The organism is Dialister sp. CAG:357 (assembly GCF_000435155.1).
GTDB lineage: Bacteria > Bacillota > Negativicutes > Veillonellales > Dialisteraceae > Dialister > Dialister hominis.
Genome location: NZ_FR896461.1, coordinates 1 through 22589 on the forward strand (window position 1 = coordinate 1; position 22589 = coordinate 22589).

The window sequence follows — 22589 nt, forward strand, 5'->3', positions numbered from 1 at the left end:
TTAAGTGTTCAACTTAATTATACAATCCGCCGAACTCTTTAGGATGCGGTCAAACCGCTCCATTCAGCACTTTTTCCCCTGCTTTGAAAATAAAAATTCCCGGCATCCTGCCATGCAGTCTGCCGGGGAATTTTATTGATCTCCCTTGCCGTACATATCCCACTGCATTTCCATAATATGGAAACGGTCTTCTGAGCTGTGTTTTTGCAGGTGAAGAATATCCTTCTGCTGTTCCTTGTTTTCTTCCAGCGCTTTTTCTGCTTCCCAGCGGATATCATTCAATTGATCATCATAGCGGGAGGCTTCTATATTCATCATCCTTGTCTGCAGATCCGTAATCAGAACCTGCTGATAAATCGTCATTCCCGTCAGGGCGATCAGTGCAAGGTATAAATACTTCTTATCCTTCCAGCCGATTTTAGCTTTCCAATTGCTCACGGATACTTTATTCCTTTATGCCTTCATCCAGTTTTGTATCTACATTCAGAAGTGTCAGATGATCCTTGGTGAATTTGATCCATAAACGGGCTGCTCTGGACAGGTAGCGGCCTTTCTTCCAGATCGCATAGAGATGATGCGTCATGCGCGGTTCTGTCATGACACGGGTGACAACCTTGCTGTTTTCGCTGTTTGCCGGGCAAAGGCGGGAAGGAAGGATGGCAACGCCAAGTCCGCTCATGACGGTCTGCAGCATCAATTCACGCTGGCTGGTTTCAAATACAACCTTCGGAGTGAATCCGATCTTCTTGCAGTTGGCAAGAATGTCGTCATGAAGATTGAAATCATCACGGTAAAGAACGAGCGGATAGTCTGCCAGAAGTTTCATCGGGACTTCCTTGTGTTCTTCCAGCGGATAGCCCTTTGGCATGACGACGCACATCTCATCTTCAGAAAGGAAGAAAGATTCAAAATCCTTATTCGGGATGGTGCAGATGATGCCTACATCAATGACGCCTTCCTGAACGGATGATTCAATGACTTTGGAACCATGTTCATACAATTTGATGGCAATCTGCGGATATGTTTTCTTGAATTCACCCAGAAGCTTTGCGAATACATGGGCATCCGTAATAGGCGGAAGTCCGATCTCAATCGTATCCTGCTTCAGATTGAATTCGTTTTCAAAGTCTGATTTCAAATGTTCAAAAACAAACAAGCAGCGCTTAGCATAGTTCAGGAAGATGGTTCCAGGAGCTGTGATTTCTACAGTCTTCGCATTTCTGATAAAGAGCGTAACCCCCAGCTCTTCTTCAAGTGATTTGATCATACGGCTGATTGCAGACTGTGAAATGTGCAAATTTCTGGCCGCCTTGCTGAAGCTCTTCTGCTCCGCCACTTCCATAAAATACTTCAGGTGACGATAGTCCATGGCATATTCCTCCTGTTTCCGTATATGCTTTTCTTTATCATAGGAAAGCAATTGAATGCATGCGCCCGGGGCCAATTCTTCTTGTGGAATAATTGAGTTTATCTTATAATAATAATGTATCTACCTCTGCTAGATGCACCCTGAAAAAGCGCAATGTTTTGCATAACTCTGGCTGAGTAAAACGCTGGATACCTATGCAAATTTATCATAAAATCATTGTACATAATTTTCAGGGTTCTTGCAAGAGAATCAGCGGCTTGAGGTTGTTTTTCAGAGTATAAAAAAGGCATGTGTTCACGAATGAGTGAAATGATCCATCACCAGGGCCTTTCAAGCTCTTTTCTGCTTCATCTGCTGCTTCCATTGTGCATATGTCCCTCTTGAGGGCATTTTAGGAAAAGTCTGAAAGCCCAGATTTTTCTGTAAAGAAAAAGGAGTGTTTATTTGTGAGAAAAGTAAAAACAATGGATGGCAATACAGCTGCTGCGTATATTTCCTACGCTTTCACAGAAGTAGCTGCTATTTATCCAATTACCCCTTCTTCTCCGATGGCTGAAGTGGTAGATGAATGGTCCGCACACGGAAAGAAAAACATTTTCGGCGACACCGTACATGTTGTTGAAATGCAGTCCGAAGGCGGCGCATCCGGCGCATTCCACGGCTCTCTGCAGAGCGGTGCGCTGACTACTACCTATACAGCATCGCAGGGCATGCTCCTCATGCTTCCAAACATGTATAAAGTAGCTGGCGAACTTCTTCCGGGCGTTTTCCATATCGCTGCCCGTGCACTGGCCAACCATGCTTTGTCCATTTTTGGCGATCATCAGGATGTCATGAGTGCAAGAGCTACCGGCTGCGCTATGCTGGCTGAAGCTAACGCACAGGAAATCATGGATCTTTCCGGCGTCGCTCATCTGGCTGCCATCAAAGGCCGCGTTCCTTTCATCAACTTCTTCGATGGTTTCCGTACAAGCCATGAAATCCAGAAGATTGAAGTCCTGGATTATGATGAACTGGCTCCTCTCATCGATCAGGAAGCACTGGCTGATTTCAGAGCAAGAGCTCTGAACCCGAATCACCCGGTCATCCGCGGCACAGCAGAAAATCCGGATGTCTACTTCCAGCACTGCGAATCCGCAAACCCCTATTACAATGCACTTCCTGACATCGTTCAGGGCTACATGGACAAGATCAGCGCTATCACCGGCAGAGAATATCACCTCTTTGACTACTATGGTGCTCCGGATGCTGACCGCATCGTCATTGCCATCGGCTCTGTCACGGATATCTGCAAAGATGTCACAGACGCCCTTAATGCACATGGCGAAAAGGTAGGCGTACTGAACGTCCACCTCTTCCGTCCGTTCTCCGTCAAGCATTTCCTGTCCCAGATTCCGGATACAGTCAAGAAGATTGCTGTCCTCGACAGGACAAGAGAACCGGGTGCCATCGGCGAACCGCTGTATCTTGACGTTGTCAGCGCCATCGCTTCTTCCGGCCGTTCCATCAAGGTATGCGGCGGACGTTACGGCCTTGGTTCCAAGGACGTTGTTCCGGAAGACATCATGGCTGTCTATGAACACCTCAAGGAAGAAACACCGCGCCACAACTTTACACTGTCCATCAACGACGATGTGACAAACCTCTCTCTGGCACCGGTTCCTGTACCGGAAATGCCAAGCAAGCTTGTATCCTGCAAATTCTGGGGCTTCGGTTCTGACGGCACCGTCGGCGCAAACAAGAGCGCCATCAAGATCATCGGCGACCACACTGACCTCTATGCACAGGGCTACTTCGCTTATGATTCCAAGAAATCCGGCGGCGTAACAATCTCCCACCTCCGTTTCGGACCGGATCCGATCAGAAGACCATACCTGATCAGCAAAGCAGACTACATTGCCTGCCACCGCCCATCCTACATTTACAAGTATGACCTTCTCCGCGGACTCAAGCCAGGCGGCATCTTCCTCCTGAACTCCACATGGAGAAAAGAAGATCTCGACAGAGTCCTCCCGGTCGGCATGAAGAGAAAACTCGCTGCTCTCCACGCAAAATTCTACATCATCGATGCATTTGAAATTGCAAAGGAAATCGGCCTTGGCGGACGCATCAACATGATCATGCAGTCTGCATTCTTCCATCTGACCCACATCATTCCTGATGAAGACAGCATCAGATACCTGAAGGAATCCAACGAACACTCCTACGGCAAGAAGGGCCAGGATGTCGTTGACATGAACAACCGCGCTGTTGATGCAGGCATGCAGGGCATTGTTGAAGTACCGGTTCCTGAAGAATGGGCTCACGCAACAACCGGAGGCTCCATTGCCAGAGTAGAACGTCCTGATTTCGTAAAGAACGTCTGCGATGTCATGAACCGTCAGGAAGGCGATGATCTCCCTGTTTCCACCTTCACCGGCATGGAAGACGGCACATTCCCGTCCGGCACTTCCAAGTATGAACGCCCGACCGCTGCTATCAACGTTCCTGAATGGATTGCTGAAAACTGCATCGAATGCAACCAGTGCGCTATCGTCTGCCCACATGCAACAATCCGTCCTGTACTCGTTACAGAAGAAGAAGCAGAAGCTGCTCCTGAAGGATTCATCGTCAAGGAATTCAGAGGACCAGTCAAAGGCCTCAAGTTCCGCATCATTATCGATCAGGAAGACTGCTATGGCTGCGGCATCTGCGCTAACGTATGCCCGGCTCCGAAGAAAGCTCTTGTCATGAAACCGCTTGATACCCAGATTTCCAAGCAGAATCTCTGGGATTATGCAATGAAGCTTCCGGAAAGAACGAACCCGATCGGAAAGACAACCGCCAGAGGCACTGCCTTTGAACCGACCTACTTCGAATTCTCCGGCGCTTGCGCAGGATGCGGCGAAACACCTTATATCAATATGGTAACCAGACTGTTCGGTGATCGCATGGTCATTGCCAATGCTACAGGCTGCTCCTCCATTTACGGTGCAAGCTCCCCGTCCATGCCATATACAAAGAACCTTCGCGGACAGGGTCCTGCATGGGCTAACTCCCTCTTCGAAGACAACGCTGAATACGGTCTTGGCATGCACCTCGGCGAACAGAAACTCCGTGACCGCCTTGTTCAGAGAATTACAGATGCTCTTCCTTCCGCAACCGGCGATGTCAAAGAAGCTATGGAAGAATGGCTTGACAAGAAGGATGTAGGCGCAGGCACACGTCTCCGCGCTGAAACACTTGAAAGCGCTCTGGAAGCAGAAGTCTCCGCTCATCCGGAATACAAGGATCTCCTTGAACTGAAAGACCACTTCATCAAGAAGAGCCAGTGGATCTTCGGCGGCGACGGCTGGGCTTATGATATCGGCTTCGGCGGCCTCGATCAGGTTCTTGCATCCGGCGAAGACGTCAATGTCCTCGTTCTCGATACCGAAGTTTACTCCAACACCGGCGGACAGTCCTCCAAGTCCACACCGGCTGCTGCCATTGCAAAATTTGCAGCTTCCGGCAAGAAGACAAAGAAGAAAGATCTCGGCATGATTGCTGTTTCCTATGGATACATCTATGTAGCTCAGATTGCTCTTGGCGCTGACATGAACCAGGCATTCAAGGCTATTGCAGAAGCAGAAGCATATCCGGGACCGTCCCTGATCATTGCATACTCTCCATGCATCAACCACGGCCTGAAAGCCGGCATGGGCATGTCCTCTGCTGAAGAGAAACGCGCTGTAGAATGCGGTTACTGGTGCAACTGGCGCTACAACCCGACTCTTCTCGAAGAAGGAAAGAACCCGTTCCATCTCGACAGCCGTGAACCGAAGGGCAACTTCAGAGAATACCTCATGGGCGAAGTCCGTTACTCCTCCCTGGCAAAACTCTTCCCTGAAGAAGCAGAAGCACTCTTCGAAAAGACCGAAAGAGATGCCCTCCAGCGCAGAGAAAACTATGTACGTATCCAGAAATCCTACGATCTGGAAATCGAAGCTAAAAAAGCTGCTGAACAGAAATAAGGATCTGAAGTCTGCTATGCAGGCACATGCTCTATAATGCTGAATAAGAAATCCTGCGGGGTACGGCCCTGCAGGATTTTTTATTGATTCCTTATCACTGCCATTCATTTGCCGCTTTTCTCCCGTTATGTTACGATGAGGGTAAGAGAATACAAGGAAGTCATCATTTCGCGATCTCTCATATTTTCCAAAGGAGGCTGTCACGATGAGTACTGATGCCGTTTCAGAAAAGAAAGGTCTGCTTCATGAATTAAAGGATGGATTTTCCATTGATTTGACAGAGGAAGAATATCTGGCAAAGGAAGCGGAAATCCGAAAAATTGCAGACAAGCTCACAATCAATATGGATGTATTGAATTTGCTGGAAAAGGATTACAAGCTGCGTCTTCTCGTCCTTTCCATTACATCCTATTTCGGATTCAGGGAAGTAACAGGAGAAGAACTTCTTGATGCAGCAAATCTTCAGCCTGCGGAAGGAATCAATCCCATGAAATTCTTCTTTATGAAGGCAGGATGGGCTCCCTACTATCTGGAATATTCCTTCAGCAAAGACTATCATGTCCCGTTCAACGAGGTCATGGACACGTTTTATGCGGATGTAGAGTTCTACATGGATATGTCTGAGCATCTGGGTACGGTAAGGATTCCAAACGCTCTGAGGATTGTTTAAATCAAAAAGAGGCTGTGACAAAATGTGCAATCATTTTGCCACAGCCTCTTTTATTTTGCCCTTCCCCAGTCATGGAGTTCCCATATGTCTGAAAAAGGAATCGTTTTGTCATTCACTACGATTTCTTTTTTTATTTCATCAACTTTTGAAGCAATTCCGCTTTCTTCCTCATAATGATCTTCTTTATAGAAGATGCAACGGATCAAATCTCCCCTGCTCATGCTTCTGATCATCAGGTCAAGAAAGGCTGCCCTTCTTTCTGATATTTCCTTCTTTGGTTCCTTTATCTTCCGTTTTTCCCTGATCATTTCATCATATCCGCGCAGTCCGTTAAAGGGAAGAAACTGCACGGCTCTTTTCTTATCACTCATGATGTCCTCCTACCAGTCCGTTTCTTGTCTGCTGCATGGCTCCCGGCGCATAATTGAAACCGCGGAGCAGCGCATTTTTCCCAAATTCTCTTTTTACCTGGATCATCACCCGTTCCAGCTCTTTGTCCCTGTCCTCCTCCTCACTGCTTCTGAATAAAGACATAATCCTTGGCACCTCTTCTGCTTTCCTGACATTTTCCAGGCATAGGCTGACTGTCCTTATCGGGATCTCTTCCCTGACTTTTTCTACATACAGCCGGTCAAATGCCGCCCATATATCCTTAGGTATATCCGTAGGTGTCTCCAGTTTCTTGCTGCCTCCGTTTCCTCTCCTTTCATTTCCTGAATATCCGACATGAAGGGATATCCCCTCCGCCACCAGATTCTTTTCTAAAAGCTGCTGGATAAGGACTTCTGCCATTTCACCTGTAAGAAGCCTTGCACTTTCATAATCATAATCCTTAAACAGTACCTGCCCGTTGGAAAGAGACCTCGCAGCCGGCGTGTAACTATGGATATCCGAAATGGTGCAGGGTTCCCTCCCATATGCATGATCGATCAGGTACTCTGCCCTCTTCCCGAACTCCTTATAGAAAAGCGATTCATTGACTTTCGTGATGCCATACAGATCAAAGATGCCGTATTTAGCCAGTCTTGTCGCCATATGTGTTCCGATTCCCCAAATATCCGTGATGGGCCTGTGATGCCAGATTTCCTCTTTAAAACTGTCTTCATCAAGGACTGCCGCACGTTCGGCATTGTGCTTTGCCAGGACATCCATTGCGACCTTTGCCAGAAACATATTGCTTCCGATCCCGGCTGAAGAACTGATGCCTGTTTTCACAAAGATGGATTTCATCAGAAAAAGCGCCATGCGTCGCCCGTTCATACGATACAGTGGCAGATAGGATGTGACGTCAATGAAGCATTCATCAATGGAATATGCATATATATCTTCCCTTCTGAAGATTTTCAGGTAATTTTCGTAGATATCAGAAGATACCTCCATATACTGTCTCATCCGGGGAAGCGCCGCGATGTACTTCATTTCCGGAGGAATTTCAAAAAGACGGCAGCGGTTTCTGACTCCTCTCGCCTTCATGGCAGGGCTTACCGCCAGGCAGAGTGCGCCATGTCCCCTTCCGGGATCTGCGACAACCAGGTTGGAAGAAAAGGGATCAAGGCCGCGGGCTACGCACTCTACAGAAGCATAAAAGCTCTTCAAATCAATGCATATGTACGTTTTTCTCATTTCCAGCGCCAAACTTATTTTCACCAAATAAATATTCTGTCTTTCTATTATAGAATATCGGTTCGGTTCTTTCAATAGTCCAGTTTTTTTGAAAATTTCCATGAAAAAAGCACCGGAGTCATCCTCCAGTGCTTCTTTCATGGATTATTTCAGAAAAGGGAGTTCCTGACCTGTTAAGCGAACGGTACCCACTTTCCGTCTTTGACCTGCAGAACGTCCAGATCCATCTTCGGATCGCGGTGTTCGTCAAACTGGAATTTGCCGGTAGCGCCTTCGAAGTCTTTGATCTTAGCCAGTGTATCACGGAATTTCTTGCGGTCTGTTGTTGTGCCGGACTGTTCAGCAGCCTGGTGCATAACGTACATAGCATCGTAAGCCTGAGCAGCGAACTGATCTGGTTCATGTCCGTACTTGGCAACATATGCCTTGCGGAATGCCTGAGCCTTGTCGCTCTTGCGTTCCGGGTTCCACGGGGTAGCTACAAGTGTGCCGTTAGCAGCATCGCCTGCCTGCTGGATATATGCAGGGCTGTTGAAGCCGTTGTTGCCGATGATCGGCTGGGTCATTCCCATTTCACGAGCTTTCTTGACGATGAGAGCGCCTTCCTGATAGAGGCCTGCAATAGCGATGACATCCGGATTAGCTGCCTGAATCTTTGTCAGCTGTGCAGAGAAGTCTGTATCTTTATCAGCGAAAGTTTCAGTATCTACGACATTGACGCCCAGCTGCTTGAATACGTCCTGATAAATCTTGTTTTCGCCGACCATCTGGTCATTGTTGTTGGAGTACATGACAGCAACGGTCTTGAAGCCAAGCTTGTCATAAGCTTTCTGTACAGTAACCGGAATTGCGAGTTTGCCTGGGATAGCATTACGGAAAATGTAGTCGCCAAGATCGGTGATGCCAGGAGCTGTGGTGCCGGTACCAAAGGCAACAACCTTGGACTGCTGGGCAACGGGACCTGCAGCAAACATTTCGCCAGATGTCATCGGACCTTCAATAGCGAGGACTTTATCCTGTTCAATGCACTTCTTGACAGCATTGATTGCTTCTGCCTTGTTCAGCTTGGTATCGTAAGTTACGAGATCGATCTTCATCTTTGTCTTCGGATCTTTGTTGATTTCTTCGACAGCGAGATCAACGCCTTCCTTCATAGCCTGGCCGTAAGCTGCGCCGGGGCCTGTATATGCAGTTACAAATCCGAATTTAACTGTCTGTCCTGCTGCGCCGCTCTGGGCAGCTTTCTTGTCTCCGCCGCATCCTGCAAATGCACCGGCCAGTGCTGCTGCTGCCATGACAGCAGCCATTCCCTTGAACCATTTCTTCTGCATAATGTCTCCCTCTTCCTCTCAAAATACTTTTTAATCCCAGCCTTCCAACCGATGAAGTAAAACAAAACCCCGCAGACATAAAAATATTGCCTGCGGGGGCGCATTGCGCGGTACCACTCCGGTTTATCACTCATGTGCTAAATACTATGGAACAGGTACAAAAAAAGCCCTATCTCCCTACGAAGATAGGGGCGACGTATCGCGGTACCACCCTACATTATACTTAGCAATCTATTCGTAACGTGAATGAACGCCGGCTCCTACTTGTTTCGGATCCAGAGCTCGCAAGGGATATTATGAATATTGCTGTCCACCGGTTTGCACCATACACCGGCTCTCTGAGGAACACTGCAACAGACCTTTTGTCTTGCTCATCGCTTGTTCTGGCTGTTTGATTGTTTGAATGTGTATATCATAATCTGATTATTTTGCCTTGTCAAGCTTTTTTATCTTAAACTTTCTTTATCATGTTAGAGTAAAACATTTATAATGTATACTATTATTCAGTTCTTATTTTTGCTATATAATCTACTATTGCAATCCAGCCTGACAATAAAGTACCTTATGAAGTTCGAGAATGATTCCCCTTTACAGCAGATGAAGCATTTCATCTTATCCTTCCCACCTGGCAGAGTTTATTTGGGAAAATTGGGGAACTGAATAAAAAACATGGAAAGATTACATGAGATGCTTTTTTAGCAGTAACCGCAGCATCAGCAAAGGAAAAATGAAATACAATGCACGTACCGCTCGTCACGGCTTATTCCCGTATAAAAGGGAATCCTTATTCTTCAGGGATGTGGATATATCCTTCTGAATAAATTGCCGCTTTACCGCCAAGAATAACCCGCTTCCCTTTCATCTGGCAGTAAAGGACACCGCTTCTCTCGGAAGCCTGCCATGCTGTCAATTTACCTTTCCCAAGCTTTTCTGCCCACAGAGGTATGACATGACAATGGCCAGAGCCACAGACTGGATCTTCATCAACTAAAAGTTTCGGCGCAAAGCTCCTGGTTACGCAGTCATAACTTTTCCCTTTAGCAGTGATATGCAGTAAGAGTCCATCCAGCTTCAGGACTGCCTCCTGATCAATTTTTGCATGGACGACATCCTCTTCATTGTCTAAAACGCATACCAGATCGCGGCCCATCCAGGCTTCTTTGGGACGGATGCCGACAGCTTTTTCCATCTCATCGGTCACCGGGATTTCTTTCAGCTCATAAGCCGGCATGTCCATTTCATAAATATCCCCATTCCTATGGATAGTCAGATTGCCGCTCATCGTATGAAATACGATATCTTCCCTATCCTTTTCTATAAAATTGAAGAGGATGTAAGCCGTTCCCAAGGTAGCATGACCGCAAAGATCTATTTCGCCGCCCGGTGTGAACCATCTAAGTTCATAATCCTGATCTTTTTTGACAGTAAATGCTGTCTCTGACAAGCGATTTTCTTTGGCGATATTTTGCATCATTTCATCAGAAATCCAATTCTGGAGCAGGCAAATGGCTGCAGGATTCCCTTTAAAAACGGTGTCAGTAAATGCATCTGCAATATACTGCCTGACAATAAGTTCTTTCATAACTAACCTCCGTGAAGATCTTTCTATATTGGGTCAAGAAATAATTTAGCTTATTTGAATTATAAGGCTATATCTTGAGTAAGACAATCCATATCTGCCCCTGCATTTTACTTCCGGGAAATGACCTTTTGTAAAATGTTTGTATCAACAATCCATGATGATTTGATATAATAAGCATAAGATCAACAAACTGCGGAATTGGGACCGCAGTCATTCGGGAGAGTAAATTTATGGAAAAATCAGGACAGTGTACTGTCATCGTCAACCCTACTTCAGGGCGTGAGCGTGCCCCCAAGTACATACCCTTGCTGCACTCCGTGCTGTCAAAACGGTTTGAGGACATTACCATAAAGCTCACGGAAAAACCGGGAGATGCCACACATTTTGCTGAAATTGCCGCTAAAAAAGGCCATGACATCATCTGCATGGGAGGCGACGGCACAATCAATGAAACCATCAACGGAATGGTTCCTGTTGGAGGGAAATCCGCCTTTGGATTCATCCCTTTCGGTACGGTAAATGATCTGGCGCGTGCCCTTCACATCCCCCGCTCGCCAAAAGGTGCTATACGGATGCTTGAAACGGCTGTAAAAACGAATATCGACGTCGGCAAGATAAATGACCGCTACTTCATCAATGTCGTTGCTGCAGGCCTCTTATCGGAAGCCGTAGGGGAAGTCACCATCAAAGAAAAGACACTCTTTGGTTCTCTTGCCTACTTCATGAAGGGAATGCAGGTCCTGAACCGCCAGAAATCGTATCACTTCAGAATTGAAGAAGACGACGGCACTGTCATTCAGGTCTCCTCTCCTTTAATTGCGGCCATGCTGACTGACTCAGCAGGGAGCTTCCGCAACCTGATCCCGCCGGAAGACAGGAACAAGGGCGTCATAAAGCTCTGCCTGTTCCATGATTTCGAATGGCTTCTTGCCATCCGCCAGGCGCCAAAGCTTCTGGCAGGCATTCAGATGGGTCCTGACTTCGTCACCGTTGTCAGCTTGAAGAAGGCTCATATTTCCATTGACGAAAATGATGTACTTTGGACAAACGTTGACGGCGACAAGGGGCCAAAATTTCCTATTGACCTTGAAATTCTTCCAGCCTGCCTTCCCGTCTTCGTACCTAAGGACGCAAGGGATGATACCGTTCATTTCCCGCACTTCTTCAACAGTGTGGCGTCTCATATCCATTTCCCCTGGAATGAAAATGAAGAGCTCCTCCAGAAGGATAAGACCACGCAGGAAAGCAGCGAGCCTTCCGAGACAGAAGAAAAATAGTTCATCATCAACAGAGCATAATAAAAAGCGTGCCGCATTGGACACGCTTTTTATTATGCTTTTATGCTTTTTCTTTTTTACTTCTGAACCACTGCATGACGCCTACGCCTACAAGAAGTGCAACGCCGATGAGATCTGTCAGGCCATGAGGATCAATCAGGCAGAGGCCGCCTGCAGCCAGAATCAAACGTTCAAATACATTTGCCCTGGTATAGAACTGGCCGATCATAGCTCCCGAAATACCAATCATGCCGATGATGGCAGTTGTCGTCGTCATGAGAACACTCGTAAAGGTGGCTCCTATGCCAAGCAGCTGCGGAGACAGAACGAATACATATGGAATGATAAACGCGGCTATGCCCAGCTTTGATGCATTCACGCCCGTTTTCAGCGGGTCACCTCCTGAAATTGCAGAGCCAGCATATGCTGCCAGAGCAACCGGCGGAGTGATATCCGCAATGATACCGAAGTAGAATACGAACATGTGCGCTGCCAGCGTAGGAACGCCAAGCTGAATCAGGGCTGGAGCAGCGATTGTGGATGTAATAACGTAGTTTGCTGTTGTCGGAACGCCCATCCCGAGGATCAGGGAAGTGAGCATGGTGCAGAACAGGAGAAGCATGAAGTTGCCTGCAGCAACAGTAACGAGTGCGGAAGCCAGTTTCAGGCCGACACCTGTCTTTGTAACAACGCCGATGATCATACCTGCAGCGGCGCACGCTACGAGTACGCCTAAAGCGCCTCTGGCACCCTTGATGAGGCCGTCTACAATGTCATAGAAGCTCATGCGGGTATTTTTTCTAAGCATAGCTGTTGCAATGGAAATGAAGATACCTGCAAGAGCTGCTTTCATTGGTGTATAGCCGGAAGCAAGAAGCCCGATGATGGCAATCAGCGGAATAGCCAGATGGCCTTCTTCTTTCATGATTTTGCCCCATGGCGGAAGTTCGCTTCTGGGCGTTCCTTCCAGATGGTGTTTCTTTGCTTCAAAATGAACGCCAAGGAAAACGCCAAGGAAGTAAAGGATAGCTGGTACGACAGCCGCTTTAACGACTTCCATGTAAGGAATACCAACGAATTCAGCCATCAGGAATGCAGCTGCGCCCATGATAGGAGGCATCAGCTGGCCGCCTGTGGAAGCGGCAGCTTCTACGGCGCCTGCAAAGTTCTTATGGTAACCCAGTTTCTTCATCATCGGAATGGTGAAGGAGCCGGAACCTACAACGTTTGCAACGGAAGATCCGGAAATGGTGCCCTGGAGAGCAGAGGAAAGTATGGCAACTTTTGCCGGACCACCGGATGCCCAGCCTGCAATGGCGTTCGCAATATCAATGAAGAATTTGCCAAGGCCTGTCTTTTCCAGGAATGCACCAAAGAGGATAAACAGGAAAATAAATGTTGAGGATACGCCCAGCGGAATACCGAATACGCCTTCCGTCGTAAAGAAGAGGTGTCCGACCATCTGCTGCAGGGAAAGTCCCCTGTGTGCCAATGGTCCGGGCATGTACGGCCCAAAAAAGCCGAATCCTAGGAAGCACAGTACGACGATGACAATCGGCAGTCCGACGATACGTCTTGCTGCTTCAATGACCATGACAATCCCCAGCGTGCCAATGACCGTATCAAGTGGCGTTACGGTGCCGGCGCGGAGGATGAGCTGCTGGTAATTGACAAGGATGTATACCGGCGGAACCATGGCCAGAATGGCAAGTCCCACATCAAGCCAGTGGAATTTCCCGTCTTTGATCCATTCCTTCTTTGTCGGGCAGAGCAGGTACACCAGGCAGAGACCGAACGACAAGTGGATACATCTCTGGATCATGGCATCTAATGTACCAAAAATCCCTGTGTAGATCTGGAAGAGGGAGAAGCAAATGCAGATTGCTGCAATGATTTTCCCGAAGATGCCAGAGTACTCTACGGTATTGGATTCCTTATCCAATTCCTTGAGCTTCTTTTGGAGTTCATCTGTGAGCTCCCCGTTTATGGGTTCTGTATCATTCGGCGGATTCGTCCCATTTTTCTTTAATTCATCCAAGAGTATCAGCTCCTAATTTCTTTTTTCATATACCAACCTTTGTAAAGAGGCGCTACGTAGAGATGAAGTTCTTTTCCCAGAGGCATCAGCTTTGACAGCTCATATTCCTTATCTCCCACATAGACCTTCTCTTCATTGGTTACACCATTTCTAATCGATAATTCCGGGAAATTGCGGCTCATGTTATCCATGATGAACCAGCCGTCTTCTTCCTTGAAATCACCATCTCCCTGTGAGAATGGCAGGCCAACTCCCAGCGATTGGTACTTGGTGGACTTCAGGACGAATCCTTCCGTTGCTTTATTGACTTCCAGATATTCATAAATCATCGTCTTCTGTACGGAATGTCTATAAACCAGCGTTACGGGTGTTCCTGCTTCCACTCTCTGCCTGATGATAAATCCGTCCGAGGTTTGTCCGAACAGGTATGGCTGCCGGATAATCCATCCTCCGACAGCAATAACCAGACAGATAATCAGCCCGAAAACAATCAGGACTGTTTCTAATTTCCCATTTTTCTGCTTTCTCATTAAAGTGAGAACGGACCCTGCCCCGCAGAGTCCGTTCCCCCTCCTTCCTTTTTAAAGAATCGGCGTAATGAGATGAACCCTTTAGTTAGACTTCAGATACTTTTCAGCACCGGCGTTCATCTGAATGGACATACCTTCCAGAGCGGTGTCCTTCGTAATGTACTTGCCTACGGCGTGAGCTGCTTTCATGCGGTCGAGATGCGTGTAGAGAGCTTTGACGATTTCTCCGCCCATTTCATCGCTGAGTTTTGTTGTTCCGACGATGACGCACTTAACAGCTACAGTATTGACGTCTTCTGTCTGTCCAGGATAAGTGCCCTTCGGAATGACCATCTTGGTGTAGTATGGATATTTCTGCATCAGCTGATCAGAAATCTTCGGATCGATATCAACGATAGCAGCAGATTTGTTAGCAGCAAGGTCCTGTACAGCTGCTGTCGGGAAGCCTGCTACAACGACGCCTGCATCAACGTTGCCATCCTTCAGAGCATCGACTGCTTCGCCGAAGGAGAGGTACTGTACATCAATATCATTGTATGTGATTCCATAAGCTTCCAGAATCTGGCGTGCATTGGCTTCAGCACCGGAGCCGGATGCGCCGACTGCTACTTTCTTGCCTTTCAGGTCGGCAATTGTCTTAATTCCCTTGTCCTGGGTTGTAACGAACTGAACTGTTTCCGGATAGAGAGCTGCAAGACCGCGGAGGGAATCCACTTTATTGTCTTTGAACATTTCCTTGCCATTTGCTGCGTAGTAAGCAATATCGTTCTGGATGAAAGCGATATCAACGGATCCGTCTTTCAGCATATTGACGTTAGCTACGGATGCGCCGGTGGACTGTGCGGAAGCGTTCATCCCTTTGATGTTCTGGTTCAGGATTTCAGCTAATGCGCCGCCCAGAGGATAATAGGTGCCTGCTGTACCGCCGGTTGCGATGTTCAGGAACTGTTTGCCGCCAGAAGAACTATCGCTTCCGCAGCCTGCCAGGAATGCAGCACCTGCCATGCAAAGGACACCTGCTACCATCAATTTCTTCATTGCCTTTTTCATAACTGTCGACCTCCTTGGTTCTCTTAGAAAGCACTGGTGCTGTAGTTTGCTCTTGTGCCTCCGGAAACATTTGTGCACTGCAGAGAAATAAAAAAGCAGCGAGACATACGGGAACCGTACATCTGCTGCAAGCTTCTTTGCTTTATGTGCTATAAAGTTATTCTGATAATACTACTTTTCGAAATCTTTGTAAAGGAGGCTGGGCTGAATTCCTGTATTATTTTGATATTTTCCCTGATCATACGTATCAGCTTCGCCAAGAACCGTATGGAAATAGATCTGGCAGATCTCTACTCCTGCATAGATGCGGATCGGCTGCACGCAGAACATTTCAAGTGTCCAGTAGCCTGAGAATCCTACATCGCCGAACCCTGCCGTAACGTGGATGAAGAGACCAAGCCGTCCGATAGAAGATCTTCCTTCCAGCATCGGCACAAAGCACTTCGTCTTTGTATATTCTCTTGTTCTTCCCAGGTAGAGCTTGTTTGGTTCAAGAAAAATTCCTTCTTCCGGTATATGGAGGAGGTGTCCGGTATTCTTCTTTTTCATATCCAGCTCATGATTGTCATAAACCATAAGCTCATCGGACAGTGTCAGATTGTAACTGTTGGGATTTACCTTTTTGGGATCAAACGGATCAATGATTATTTCCTCACCCATATGCCGAACGATTTCTCTTCCGGATAAAATCATTTGTGCTTCCTGCCTTCCTGATTAAAAATTCTTCTATGTACAGCCATCCTGCGGCGGCTGAACGGGTTTACTGCCTGCATGCCTTCTGTCAGATTGAAAAGAGATTTCTCCTTATCTGTCAGGCGGTCGGATATCAGGAGTTCTCCCCTGTCATTAAATGTAATCAAATGCGCTGCAAACAGTGACCCATGCGTCGGGCAGAAGACGAGACCCTTATGGTTGAAGTCATCATCTCCGTAGGGAACGGCTCTCAATAAAGAAAGTCTTTCTGCTCCGCAAACGGTGCACCTCGGATGTTCACCAAAGGATTTGCGGTGAAAGGTATGCTCTTCATCAAGATAGCGGCGGATTCTTCCTACTGTTGTTTCAGATGGCTTTGAAAAAAGATTTCCTTCCACTCCGGCCGCTGATACGTCCTCATCGAGGAATCTTCGGATAGCTTCTCCGCCCCAGATATCGGCTTCAACAAGTTCGCGGTAAGCACGGACGGCTTCCGGTTTCAAAATCCAGAAATAAGTGCCGTCTTCACTTTCAGAACCATCAAAGACATACTCCCAGGGGGCTCTTTTCTTAGGTGCGGCATCTGCTTTTAGAGCCCCTTCGCCGGCAGCGTCTTCGCTGCCTGTTTCTTCCGCTCCATCAGCCTCGCTGTTCTTAGCCAGCTTTCCTTCTTCATACAGGCTCTTGATCTTGTTTCCTGCCCAGCCGACGCCTGCATTCAGGGCACGGTATTCCATATAAAGAGCTTCTGCAATATTCTTCGCATTGTCTGTATAATCCGGGGTATAGTAGAGCTTGGAGAATATTCTCATCATCAGCTGGCTCATGACAGCATTATCGCCTAAAAGCGTCATCCAGCCTTCTGTTGATATTTTGTCCCACTGTTTCAAACCTTTTCTTCTTGCCATACTCACCGCCCCGTTTAGTTCATATCTATCATTCTCTGTTTCAGCGTTTTGGTATATTATATATAATTTTAATGAGCCTGTATATATTTTTATTTCAGATATAGGCGCTAAAGCGTGAATTCTCTCAATTTCAATAAAAAAAGGAGCCGTGGATCATGCATTGCTGCATTCCACTGCTCCTTTTTTTATTCGATCCGCCTTGATCAGTTTCCTTCCAGTTCTGCCACTCCTACAGGCGGGCTTTCAAGGAATTTGACCTTCGGATTTCTCTGTTCGAGCCATCCTGCCTGCCATGCATTTGGAAGCAGGTATACCGGACGTTCCCTTCTGTCGTATACGACAAGTGCATTGTCGATGCCAATCAGTTCTTCCGGCGGAACATCGCCTTCCGTCCAGCGGGCTGTCGTATATTCCATAAGATCCAGATTTACAGTTACATTGTATTCATTTTCAAGACGGTACTTCATGACTTCAAACTGGAGCTGGCCGACAGCACCGATAATGAAGGATTCCATGATATACGGCTGCTTGTAAACCTGAATGGCGCCTTCCTGGGCAAGCTGTCCTACGCCGTTCAGGAACTGCTTTCTCTTCATGCTGCTTTCCGGGGAAATCCGGGCAAAGAGTTCCGGCGGGAATACAGGGAAATCAATGAATGTGACAGGATGCTTCTTCTCACAGACTGTATCTCCCACACCAAGTTCGCCTGTATCAAAAATACCGATGATATCACCCGGGTATGCTTTTTCGACGGTCTGTCTTTCCGTGGCAAGGAACTGCTGCGGCTGGGACAGGCGGAGCATCTTGCCGCTCTGGCGGTGAAGGACGCTTGCGCCCTTTTCGAAAATGCCGGAGCAGATGCGCATGAATGCGACTCTGTCGTGATGCTTGGGATCCATATTCGCCTGGATTTTGAAAACGAAAGCGGAGAAGGATGGATCTTCCGGGGAAATCGAACCTTCCAGCGTTTTTCTAGGTTCCGGAGGCGGAGCAAGCTGCAGGTATTTTTCAAGGAACGGCTGCACGCCGAAGTTCGTCATGGCCGAGCCAAAGAACATCGGTGTCAGTTCCCCTTTCTTTACTTTTTCTTCATCAAAAGGATCGCCGGCTTCATCAAGAAGTTCCAGATCACTTTCGAGAGATTCAATGATTTCCGGAGTCAGATTCGATTTGATTGCTTCGTCATCAATCTTGCCGGAGATAACTTCGAGCTTCTTGACGCCGTGGGCATTGTCCTTCAGGAACAGGTGGCACATTTCTGTCTCCCTGTCATAAATCCCTGTGTAATTGCCGTTTACGCCAATCGGCCAGTTCATCGGGCAGGAACGGATGCCAAGGACGTCCTCGATTTCAGCCATCAGATCAAATGGATTCTTGCCAAAGTGGTCGATTTTATTGACGAATGTAAAAATCGGGATGCCTCTGTCAGAGCAAACTTTGAAAAGTTTCTTTGTCTGCGCTTCGACACCTTTTGCAACGTCGATGACCATGACAGCCGAGTCGACGGCCATCAGTGTACGATATGTATCTTCAGAGAAATCCGCATGCCCTGGCGTATCCAGAATATTGATTCTGCATCCTGCATAGTCAAACTGCAGTACGGAACTCGTTACAGAAATACCGCGCTGCTTTTCAATTTCCATCCAGTCAGACACTGCATATCTGGCTGTTTTCCTTGCTTTTACGGAGCCTGCCAGGTGAATAGCACCCCCGTAAAGCAGAAGTTTTTCCGTCAATGTCGTTTTACCGGCATCCGGATGTGAAATAATGGCAAATGTACGGCGTCTCTGTATTTCTTCTAAATCAGTCATTTTGCACCTCAATAATAAAAAACATATACATTTATATTATACATCAAGGAGGCATCAGTTTCCTACAGCTTCTTGGAAATTCAGAAATTTCGTTTCACTGCCTTTATTTCAGGAATATACATCGCAAATTTCTTGTAGTATAATAACTGTAATTATCTATTAAACAGATAATTGTATTCTATGTATTGATAACGATTCGTACAGGAGAATGGTATGTACCCTGAATCAGCCCATCTGGTTCGTTTGGAGTAAAGGAGAAGAGAATCTTATGTCAATCAAAACCAGAAAAATCGGAATCATCGGAGCCGGCAACGTAGGCTCCCACTTAGCCCTTCAGTTTGCAGTCCAGGGACTTGCAGACGAAGTCGTTTTCTATGATATCAATCATGACAAGGCAACAGGCGAATCTTTGGATCTGCTTGATGCCGTAAGTTACCAGCCGCATCATTTCGAAGCCTATGCAGGCACAGTCGATGATATGAAAGATGCGGATATCCTCATCAATGCATCCGGCAGGCCGCGCCTTCAGGGACAGAACCGCCTCGACATGATGAACAGCGCCGTCGATACGAGCAAGGAATTCCTCCCGATCATTGAAAAATCCGGATTTGACGGCATCATTATTTCCATTTCCAACCCATGCGATATTATTGCCGAATACCTGCAGTACAAGCTTGACTGGCCAAAGCAGAAAATCATAGGCTCGGGCACAGCTTTGGACTCCGCCCGCCTGCAGATGCAGCTCTCCACGCAGCTTAAAATCAACCGCCGTTCCCTCACAGCTTACCTCTTAGGCGAACACGGGGATTCGAGCATGATTCCGTGGAGCCACGTCACGGTAGCAGGCAAGCCGATTGATGAACTTCTTGCTGAAAAGCCGGACGTTTACCACATGGATTCCAAGGATGAAATTCTCCGCAAGGTTCATGAAGAAGGCACCTGGGAAAATTCCATGAAAGGCTGCACTGAATTCGGTGTTTCTTCTGCAACAGCTGAGCTTGTCCGTGCCATTTACCATGATGAGCACAAGATTCTCCCCTGCTCCGTCTACCTCGACGGCCCGTATGGAATCAAGGACAGCTTTGCTTCCGTTCCGGTCAAGATCGGTAAGGACGGTGTAGAGGACATCATTGAACTCCACCTGACAGATGAAGAAAATGAAGAATTCCAGAAGTCCATTAAGGTCCTGAAAGAACACTTTGCAAGAGCACTGAAACTCTAATCTGAAAACTAAAAAGAGGCTGTGAAAAGCGGGAAATCGTTTTTTACAGCCTTTTTTATTGTATTATACCTGATCCGCCAGATTCAAGATCAGTTCATAGCTCTTTGCCCATCCAAGGCATGGATCGGTAATGGACTTGCCATAAATCCCTTCTCCGATTTTCTGGCTTCCGTCTTCGATGTAGCTCTCGATCATAAGCCCTTTGACCAGATGATGAATATCCGGAGAATAAGCTCTGCTTGCCATGACATCTCTGGCAATACGGATCTGCTCCATGTACTTCTTGCCGGAATTGGAATGGTTGCAGTCCACAACGATGGCAGGATTTTCCAGTGATCTTTCATTGTACATTTCCATCACATGCTGCAAGTTTTCATAATGATAGTTGGGCATGCTTGTCCCGAAGTGATTGACATATCCGCGGAGGATAGCATGCGCCAGGGGATTTCCCGTCGTATGCACTTCCCACCCATGGAAAAGGAAATCCTGCTCATTCTGAGCAGCTTCAATGGAATTCATCATGACAGAAAGATCGCCAGATGTCGGATTCTTCATGCCGACCGGAATCCCCACGCCGCTTGCAATCATCCTGTGAAGCTGATCCTCGACAGAGCGCGCCCCGATGGCTCCATATGCCAGTAGATCGGAGAGATATCTGTGATTTTCCGGATAGAGGATTTCCTCAGCACAGGTAAATCCTGTATTTTCAATGACACGGACATGCATGCGGCGGATAGCTTTGATTCCTTCCATCATGTTTTCCTTTCCTTCCGGATCGGGCTGATGAAGCATGCCTTTGTAACCCTTGCCTATCGTGCGCGGCTTATTCGTGTATACTCTTGGAACAATGAATAATTTGTCCTTGACTTCATCTGCCGCTTTGGCAAGACGCTCACAGTAATCGAGCACGGCAGTTTCATTATCTGCTGAGCAGGGGCCGATGATCAGTAAGAATCTGTCATCCTTCCCTGTCATGATGTCTGCAAGCTCTTTATCTCTTCTCTCCTTCAATTCTGCATATTCCGGCTTCAATGGAATTTCCTGCTTCATTTCCATTGGTTCAGGAAGCCTGCGGATGAATTTCATCTGTTCCATGATGTCCACACCCATTCTCACTTATACAACTTTCAGAAAAGACTGATTAGTCCTCTTTCTCTTCATCGATTCGTTCGATTTTGAATACATTGATGGTTTCTACATCAGGGCAGCAGAAAATGGCTGTCCCTTTTTTCTGTCCCGGCTGGGGAATCTCTCCGCCGTACCTCAGGATATCTATGTATGGAAATGCCACATGCATGACCATGGGGCAGATTTCTCCTCTGTCCTTATCAAAATCCCAGGAATCTCCCGGACGGTGTCCCCTGTGGCAGGGGCATTTTCCCAATCTGTCAATACAGGTAATCTTGATTTTCGGTCTTCTAGCCATTAGTCCAAAACCTCCAGACATGTTTCAATCGGAATTCCTTTAAAAGGTTCCCTGCTTCCTAAATTCTTTTCTATCATTCTGCGTACGGTATCCATGGCATGCGACGCAGCATCCTTCATCGTTTTTCCATGAAGCACTCCGCCCATGAACACGGCAGAAAAAATATCGCCGGTCCCTGGGAAGCGCATGGGAATCAGTGAAAAATGGATGAGGAAAAACTTATCAAGCTTTGCATCATAGCCTGCTACTGCATTCTTTCCATCTACTTTTGCGCTTGTTATAATAACGGATCCCCTGCTGATCTCATGAAGACGAAGCAGAAGGTCTTTGATTTCAGGCTCTGTCGTCCCCTCTTCCTTGTAAGGCACTCCTGCCAGGAAAGATGCCTCCGTATAATTGGGGACCATGAAGTCTGCTGCGGAAATCAAATTTCTGAGCCCTGCAACTGTCTGATCCGTAAGCCCGTTATACAGATGCCCTTCATCTCCCATAATCGGATCTACAAATATCAGTGTTCCTTTTTTGCGTTCTTCCACGCAGTACTCCCGGATCATCTCCGCCTGCTTCTCCGTTACGATAAAGCCGGTAGAAACGGCATCGAAGGAGAAATTAAGCGCTCTCCAGACATCAAGCGTATGGATCATATAATCCGTCGTGTCCAGAATTTCAAACTTCCCATAATCCAGGGTATTTGAGACCAGAGCTGTCGGCAGATTATAAATATGATGCCCCATATGGGTAAGAATAGGCATCATGGCAGCCAGCGCTACTTCGCCGTATCCGGGAAGATCATTAATCAATAGTACTTGTTTTCCCAAAACAGCCCCTCCCTTCAGTAATACTTCAATATATTTTTTATTGTACCATATTGCCAAAAGGGAAAATCATCTATTATTGCATCTTTATTGATTTCAATCAAAAAAGCCGCCATCCTCATATGGACAACGGCTTTTGCTTAATTAATTACATAAGACCTGCTTTTGTGAGCCACGGGTCAATGACATTGTCCGAAGTATTTGCATCAAGTGTCAGCCCCTGGAAAATCTTAGCGCCAGGCGCTGCGGCTG

Annotated in this window: 19 protein-coding genes and 1 other annotated feature; of the genes, 4 read left to right on the forward strand and 15 right to left on the reverse strand. The window is 47.1% G+C overall.

Going from position 1 to position 22589, the window contains the following annotated elements:
* Positions 1-132: 132 nt before the first annotated feature.
* The gene (locus tag M3200_RS07855; protein WP_022382984.1) at positions 133-438 is read right to left on the reverse strand and encodes a hypothetical protein; all 306 of its coding nucleotides are present in this window, start codon (positions 436-438) and stop codon (positions 133-135) included.
* Positions 439-445: 7 nt separating this feature from the next.
* Complete coding sequence (locus M3200_RS07860; RefSeq protein WP_022382985.1) at positions 446-1369, reverse strand: LysR family transcriptional regulator; 924 nt, start codon at positions 1367-1369, stop codon at positions 446-448.
* Positions 1370-1833: 464 nt separating this feature from the next.
* Between M3200_RS07860 and nifJ the strand changes: the two genes are divergently transcribed.
* Positions 1834-5361, forward strand: a complete 3528-nt coding sequence (gene nifJ, locus M3200_RS07865; protein WP_288178231.1) for a pyruvate:ferredoxin (flavodoxin) oxidoreductase — start codon at positions 1834-1836, stop codon at positions 5359-5361.
* Between the two features lie 205 nt (positions 5362-5566).
* A complete protein-coding gene (locus M3200_RS07870) occupies positions 5567-6031 on the forward strand; it encodes a hypothetical protein (RefSeq protein WP_022382987.1) in 465 nt (154 codons plus the stop codon).
* Between the two features lie 50 nt (positions 6032-6081).
* Here M3200_RS07870 and M3200_RS07875 read toward each other — a convergent pair whose 3' ends face one another.
* From M3200_RS07875 to M3200_RS07890, 4 genes are all read right to left on the reverse strand, one after another.
* The gene (locus M3200_RS07875) at positions 6082-6402 is read right to left on the reverse strand and encodes a YolD-like family protein (protein WP_022382988.1); all 321 of its coding nucleotides are present in this window, start codon (positions 6400-6402) and stop codon (positions 6082-6084) included.
* The gene (locus M3200_RS07880; RefSeq protein WP_288178228.1) at positions 6395-7654 is read right to left on the reverse strand and encodes a Y-family DNA polymerase; all 1260 of its coding nucleotides are present in this window, start codon (positions 7652-7654) and stop codon (positions 6395-6397) included. Before M3200_RS07880 ends, M3200_RS07875 begins: the two co-directional genes overlap by 8 nt.
* Before the next feature lie 173 nt (positions 7655-7827).
* Positions 7828-8985, reverse strand: a complete 1158-nt coding sequence (locus M3200_RS07885; RefSeq protein WP_022382990.1) for an ABC transporter substrate-binding protein — start codon at positions 8983-8985, stop codon at positions 7828-7830.
* Positions 8986-9169: 184 nt separating this feature from the next.
* Positions 9170-9369, reverse strand: a binding site (T-box leader).
* A gap of 400 nt (positions 9370-9769) precedes the next feature.
* Positions 9770-10567: a PhzF family phenazine biosynthesis protein gene (locus tag M3200_RS07890; protein WP_022382991.1), complete on the reverse strand. Its 798-nt coding sequence runs from the start codon at positions 10565-10567 to the stop codon at positions 9770-9772.
* 230 nt (positions 10568-10797) lie between these two features.
* On the opposite strand from M3200_RS07890, the gene M3200_RS07895 reads away from it, so the two are divergent.
* On the forward strand, positions 10798-11844 hold the full coding sequence (locus M3200_RS07895; RefSeq protein ID WP_022382992.1) for a diacylglycerol/lipid kinase family protein: 1047 nt from the start codon (positions 10798-10800) through the stop codon (positions 11842-11844).
* A gap of 61 nt (positions 11845-11905) precedes the next feature.
* Here M3200_RS07895 and M3200_RS07900 read toward each other — a convergent pair whose 3' ends face one another.
* The 6 genes from M3200_RS07900 to M3200_RS07925 form a co-directional block, all read right to left on the reverse strand.
* A complete protein-coding gene (locus M3200_RS07900; protein ID WP_022382993.1) occupies positions 11906-13882 on the reverse strand; it encodes a TRAP transporter permease in 1977 nt (658 codons plus the stop codon).
* Positions 13883-13887: 5 nt separating this feature from the next.
* On the reverse strand, positions 13888-14412 hold the full coding sequence (locus M3200_RS07905; RefSeq protein ID WP_022382994.1) for a DUF1850 domain-containing protein: 525 nt from the start codon (positions 14410-14412) through the stop codon (positions 13888-13890).
* Between the two features lie 81 nt (positions 14413-14493).
* Complete coding sequence (locus M3200_RS07910) at positions 14494-15462, reverse strand: TAXI family TRAP transporter solute-binding subunit (RefSeq protein WP_022382995.1); 969 nt, start codon at positions 15460-15462, stop codon at positions 14494-14496.
* A gap of 171 nt (positions 15463-15633) precedes the next feature.
* The gene (gene dcd / locus M3200_RS07915; RefSeq protein ID WP_022382996.1) at positions 15634-16155 is read right to left on the reverse strand and encodes a dCTP deaminase; all 522 of its coding nucleotides are present in this window, start codon (positions 16153-16155) and stop codon (positions 15634-15636) included.
* Positions 16152-17063 (reverse strand): hypothetical protein, encoded by a 912-nt coding sequence (locus M3200_RS07920; protein ID WP_022382997.1) that lies wholly within the window; start codon positions 17061-17063, stop codon positions 16152-16154. Before M3200_RS07920 ends, dcd begins: the two co-directional genes overlap by 4 nt.
* A gap of 203 nt (positions 17064-17266) precedes the next feature.
* A complete protein-coding gene (locus tag M3200_RS07925; protein WP_022382998.1) occupies positions 17267-18874 on the reverse strand; it encodes a peptide chain release factor 3 in 1608 nt (535 codons plus the stop codon).
* Between the two features lie 268 nt (positions 18875-19142).
* Between M3200_RS07925 and M3200_RS07930 the strand changes: the two genes are divergently transcribed.
* On the forward strand, positions 19143-20096 hold the full coding sequence (locus tag M3200_RS07930) for an L-lactate dehydrogenase (RefSeq protein ID WP_022382999.1): 954 nt from the start codon (positions 19143-19145) through the stop codon (positions 20094-20096).
* 63 nt (positions 20097-20159) lie between these two features.
* On the opposite strand, the gene M3200_RS07935 is transcribed toward M3200_RS07930, so the two are convergent.
* From M3200_RS07935 to M3200_RS07945, 3 genes are read right to left on the reverse strand one after another with little or no spacing between them, the layout of a single operon-like run.
* Positions 20160-21191, reverse strand: coding sequence for a 3-deoxy-7-phosphoheptulonate synthase (locus tag M3200_RS07935; protein ID WP_108850856.1), 1032 nt, complete (start codon positions 21189-21191; stop codon positions 20160-20162).
* A gap of 46 nt (positions 21192-21237) precedes the next feature.
* Positions 21238-21522: a TIGR04076 family protein gene (locus tag M3200_RS07940; RefSeq protein ID WP_022383001.1), complete on the reverse strand. Its 285-nt coding sequence runs from the start codon at positions 21520-21522 to the stop codon at positions 21238-21240.
* Entirely contained in the window at positions 21522-22340 is an 819-nt protein-coding gene (locus M3200_RS07945; protein ID WP_022383002.1) for a pyridoxamine kinase, read from the reverse strand. Before M3200_RS07945 ends, M3200_RS07940 begins: the two co-directional genes overlap by 1 nt.
* Positions 22341-22589 lie beyond the last annotated feature (249 nt).

Bases quoted from the DNA above. Each gene is read 5' to 3' on its own strand.
- M3200_RS07870 (WP_022382987.1), top strand. From the start codon at position 5,567: ATGAGTACTGATGCCGTTTCAGAAAAGAAAGGTCTGCTTCATGAATTA.
- M3200_RS07930 (WP_022382999.1), top strand. From the start codon at position 19,143: ATGTCAATCAAAACCAGAAAAATCGGAATCATCGGAGCCGGCAACGTA.
- M3200_RS07910 (WP_022382995.1), bottom strand. From the start codon at position 15,462: ATGAAAAAGGCAATGAAGAAATTGATGGTAGCAGGTGTCCTTTGCATG.
- M3200_RS07940 (WP_022383001.1), bottom strand. From the start codon at position 21,522: ATGGCTAGAAGACCGAAAATCAAGATTACCTGTATTGACAGATTGGGA.
- M3200_RS07920 (WP_022382997.1), bottom strand. From the start codon at position 17,063: ATGGCAAGAAGAAAAGGTTTGAAACAGTGGGACAAAATATCAACAGAA.
- dcd (WP_022382996.1), bottom strand. From the start codon at position 16,155: ATGATTTTATCCGGAAGAGAAATCGTTCGGCATATGGGTGAGGAAATA.
- M3200_RS07880 (WP_288178228.1), bottom strand. From the start codon at position 7,654: ATGAGAAAAACGTACATATGCATTGATTTGAAGAGCTTTTATGCTTCT.
- M3200_RS07905 (WP_022382994.1), bottom strand. From the start codon at position 14,412: ATGAGAAAGCAGAAAAATGGGAAATTAGAAACAGTCCTGATTGTTTTC.
- M3200_RS07925 (WP_022382998.1), bottom strand. From the start codon at position 18,874: ATGACTGATTTAGAAGAAATACAGAGACGCCGTACATTTGCCATTATT.
- M3200_RS07890 (WP_022382991.1), bottom strand. From the start codon at position 10,567: ATGAAAGAACTTATTGTCAGGCAGTATATTGCAGATGCATTTACTGAC.
- M3200_RS07860 (WP_022382985.1), bottom strand. From the start codon at position 1,369: ATGGACTATCGTCACCTGAAGTATTTTATGGAAGTGGCGGAGCAGAAG.
- nifJ (WP_288178231.1), top strand. From the start codon at position 1,834: ATGGATGGCAATACAGCTGCTGCGTATATTTCCTACGCTTTCACAGAA.
- M3200_RS07935 (WP_108850856.1), bottom strand. From the start codon at position 21,191: ATGGAACAGATGAAATTCATCCGCAGGCTTCCTGAACCAATGGAAATG.
- M3200_RS07875 (WP_022382988.1), bottom strand. From the start codon at position 6,402: ATGAGTGATAAGAAAAGAGCCGTGCAGTTTCTTCCCTTTAACGGACTG.
- M3200_RS07885 (WP_022382990.1), bottom strand. From the start codon at position 8,985: ATGCAGAAGAAATGGTTCAAGGGAATGGCTGCTGTCATGGCAGCAGCA.
- M3200_RS07895 (WP_022382992.1), top strand. From the start codon at position 10,798: ATGGAAAAATCAGGACAGTGTACTGTCATCGTCAACCCTACTTCAGGG.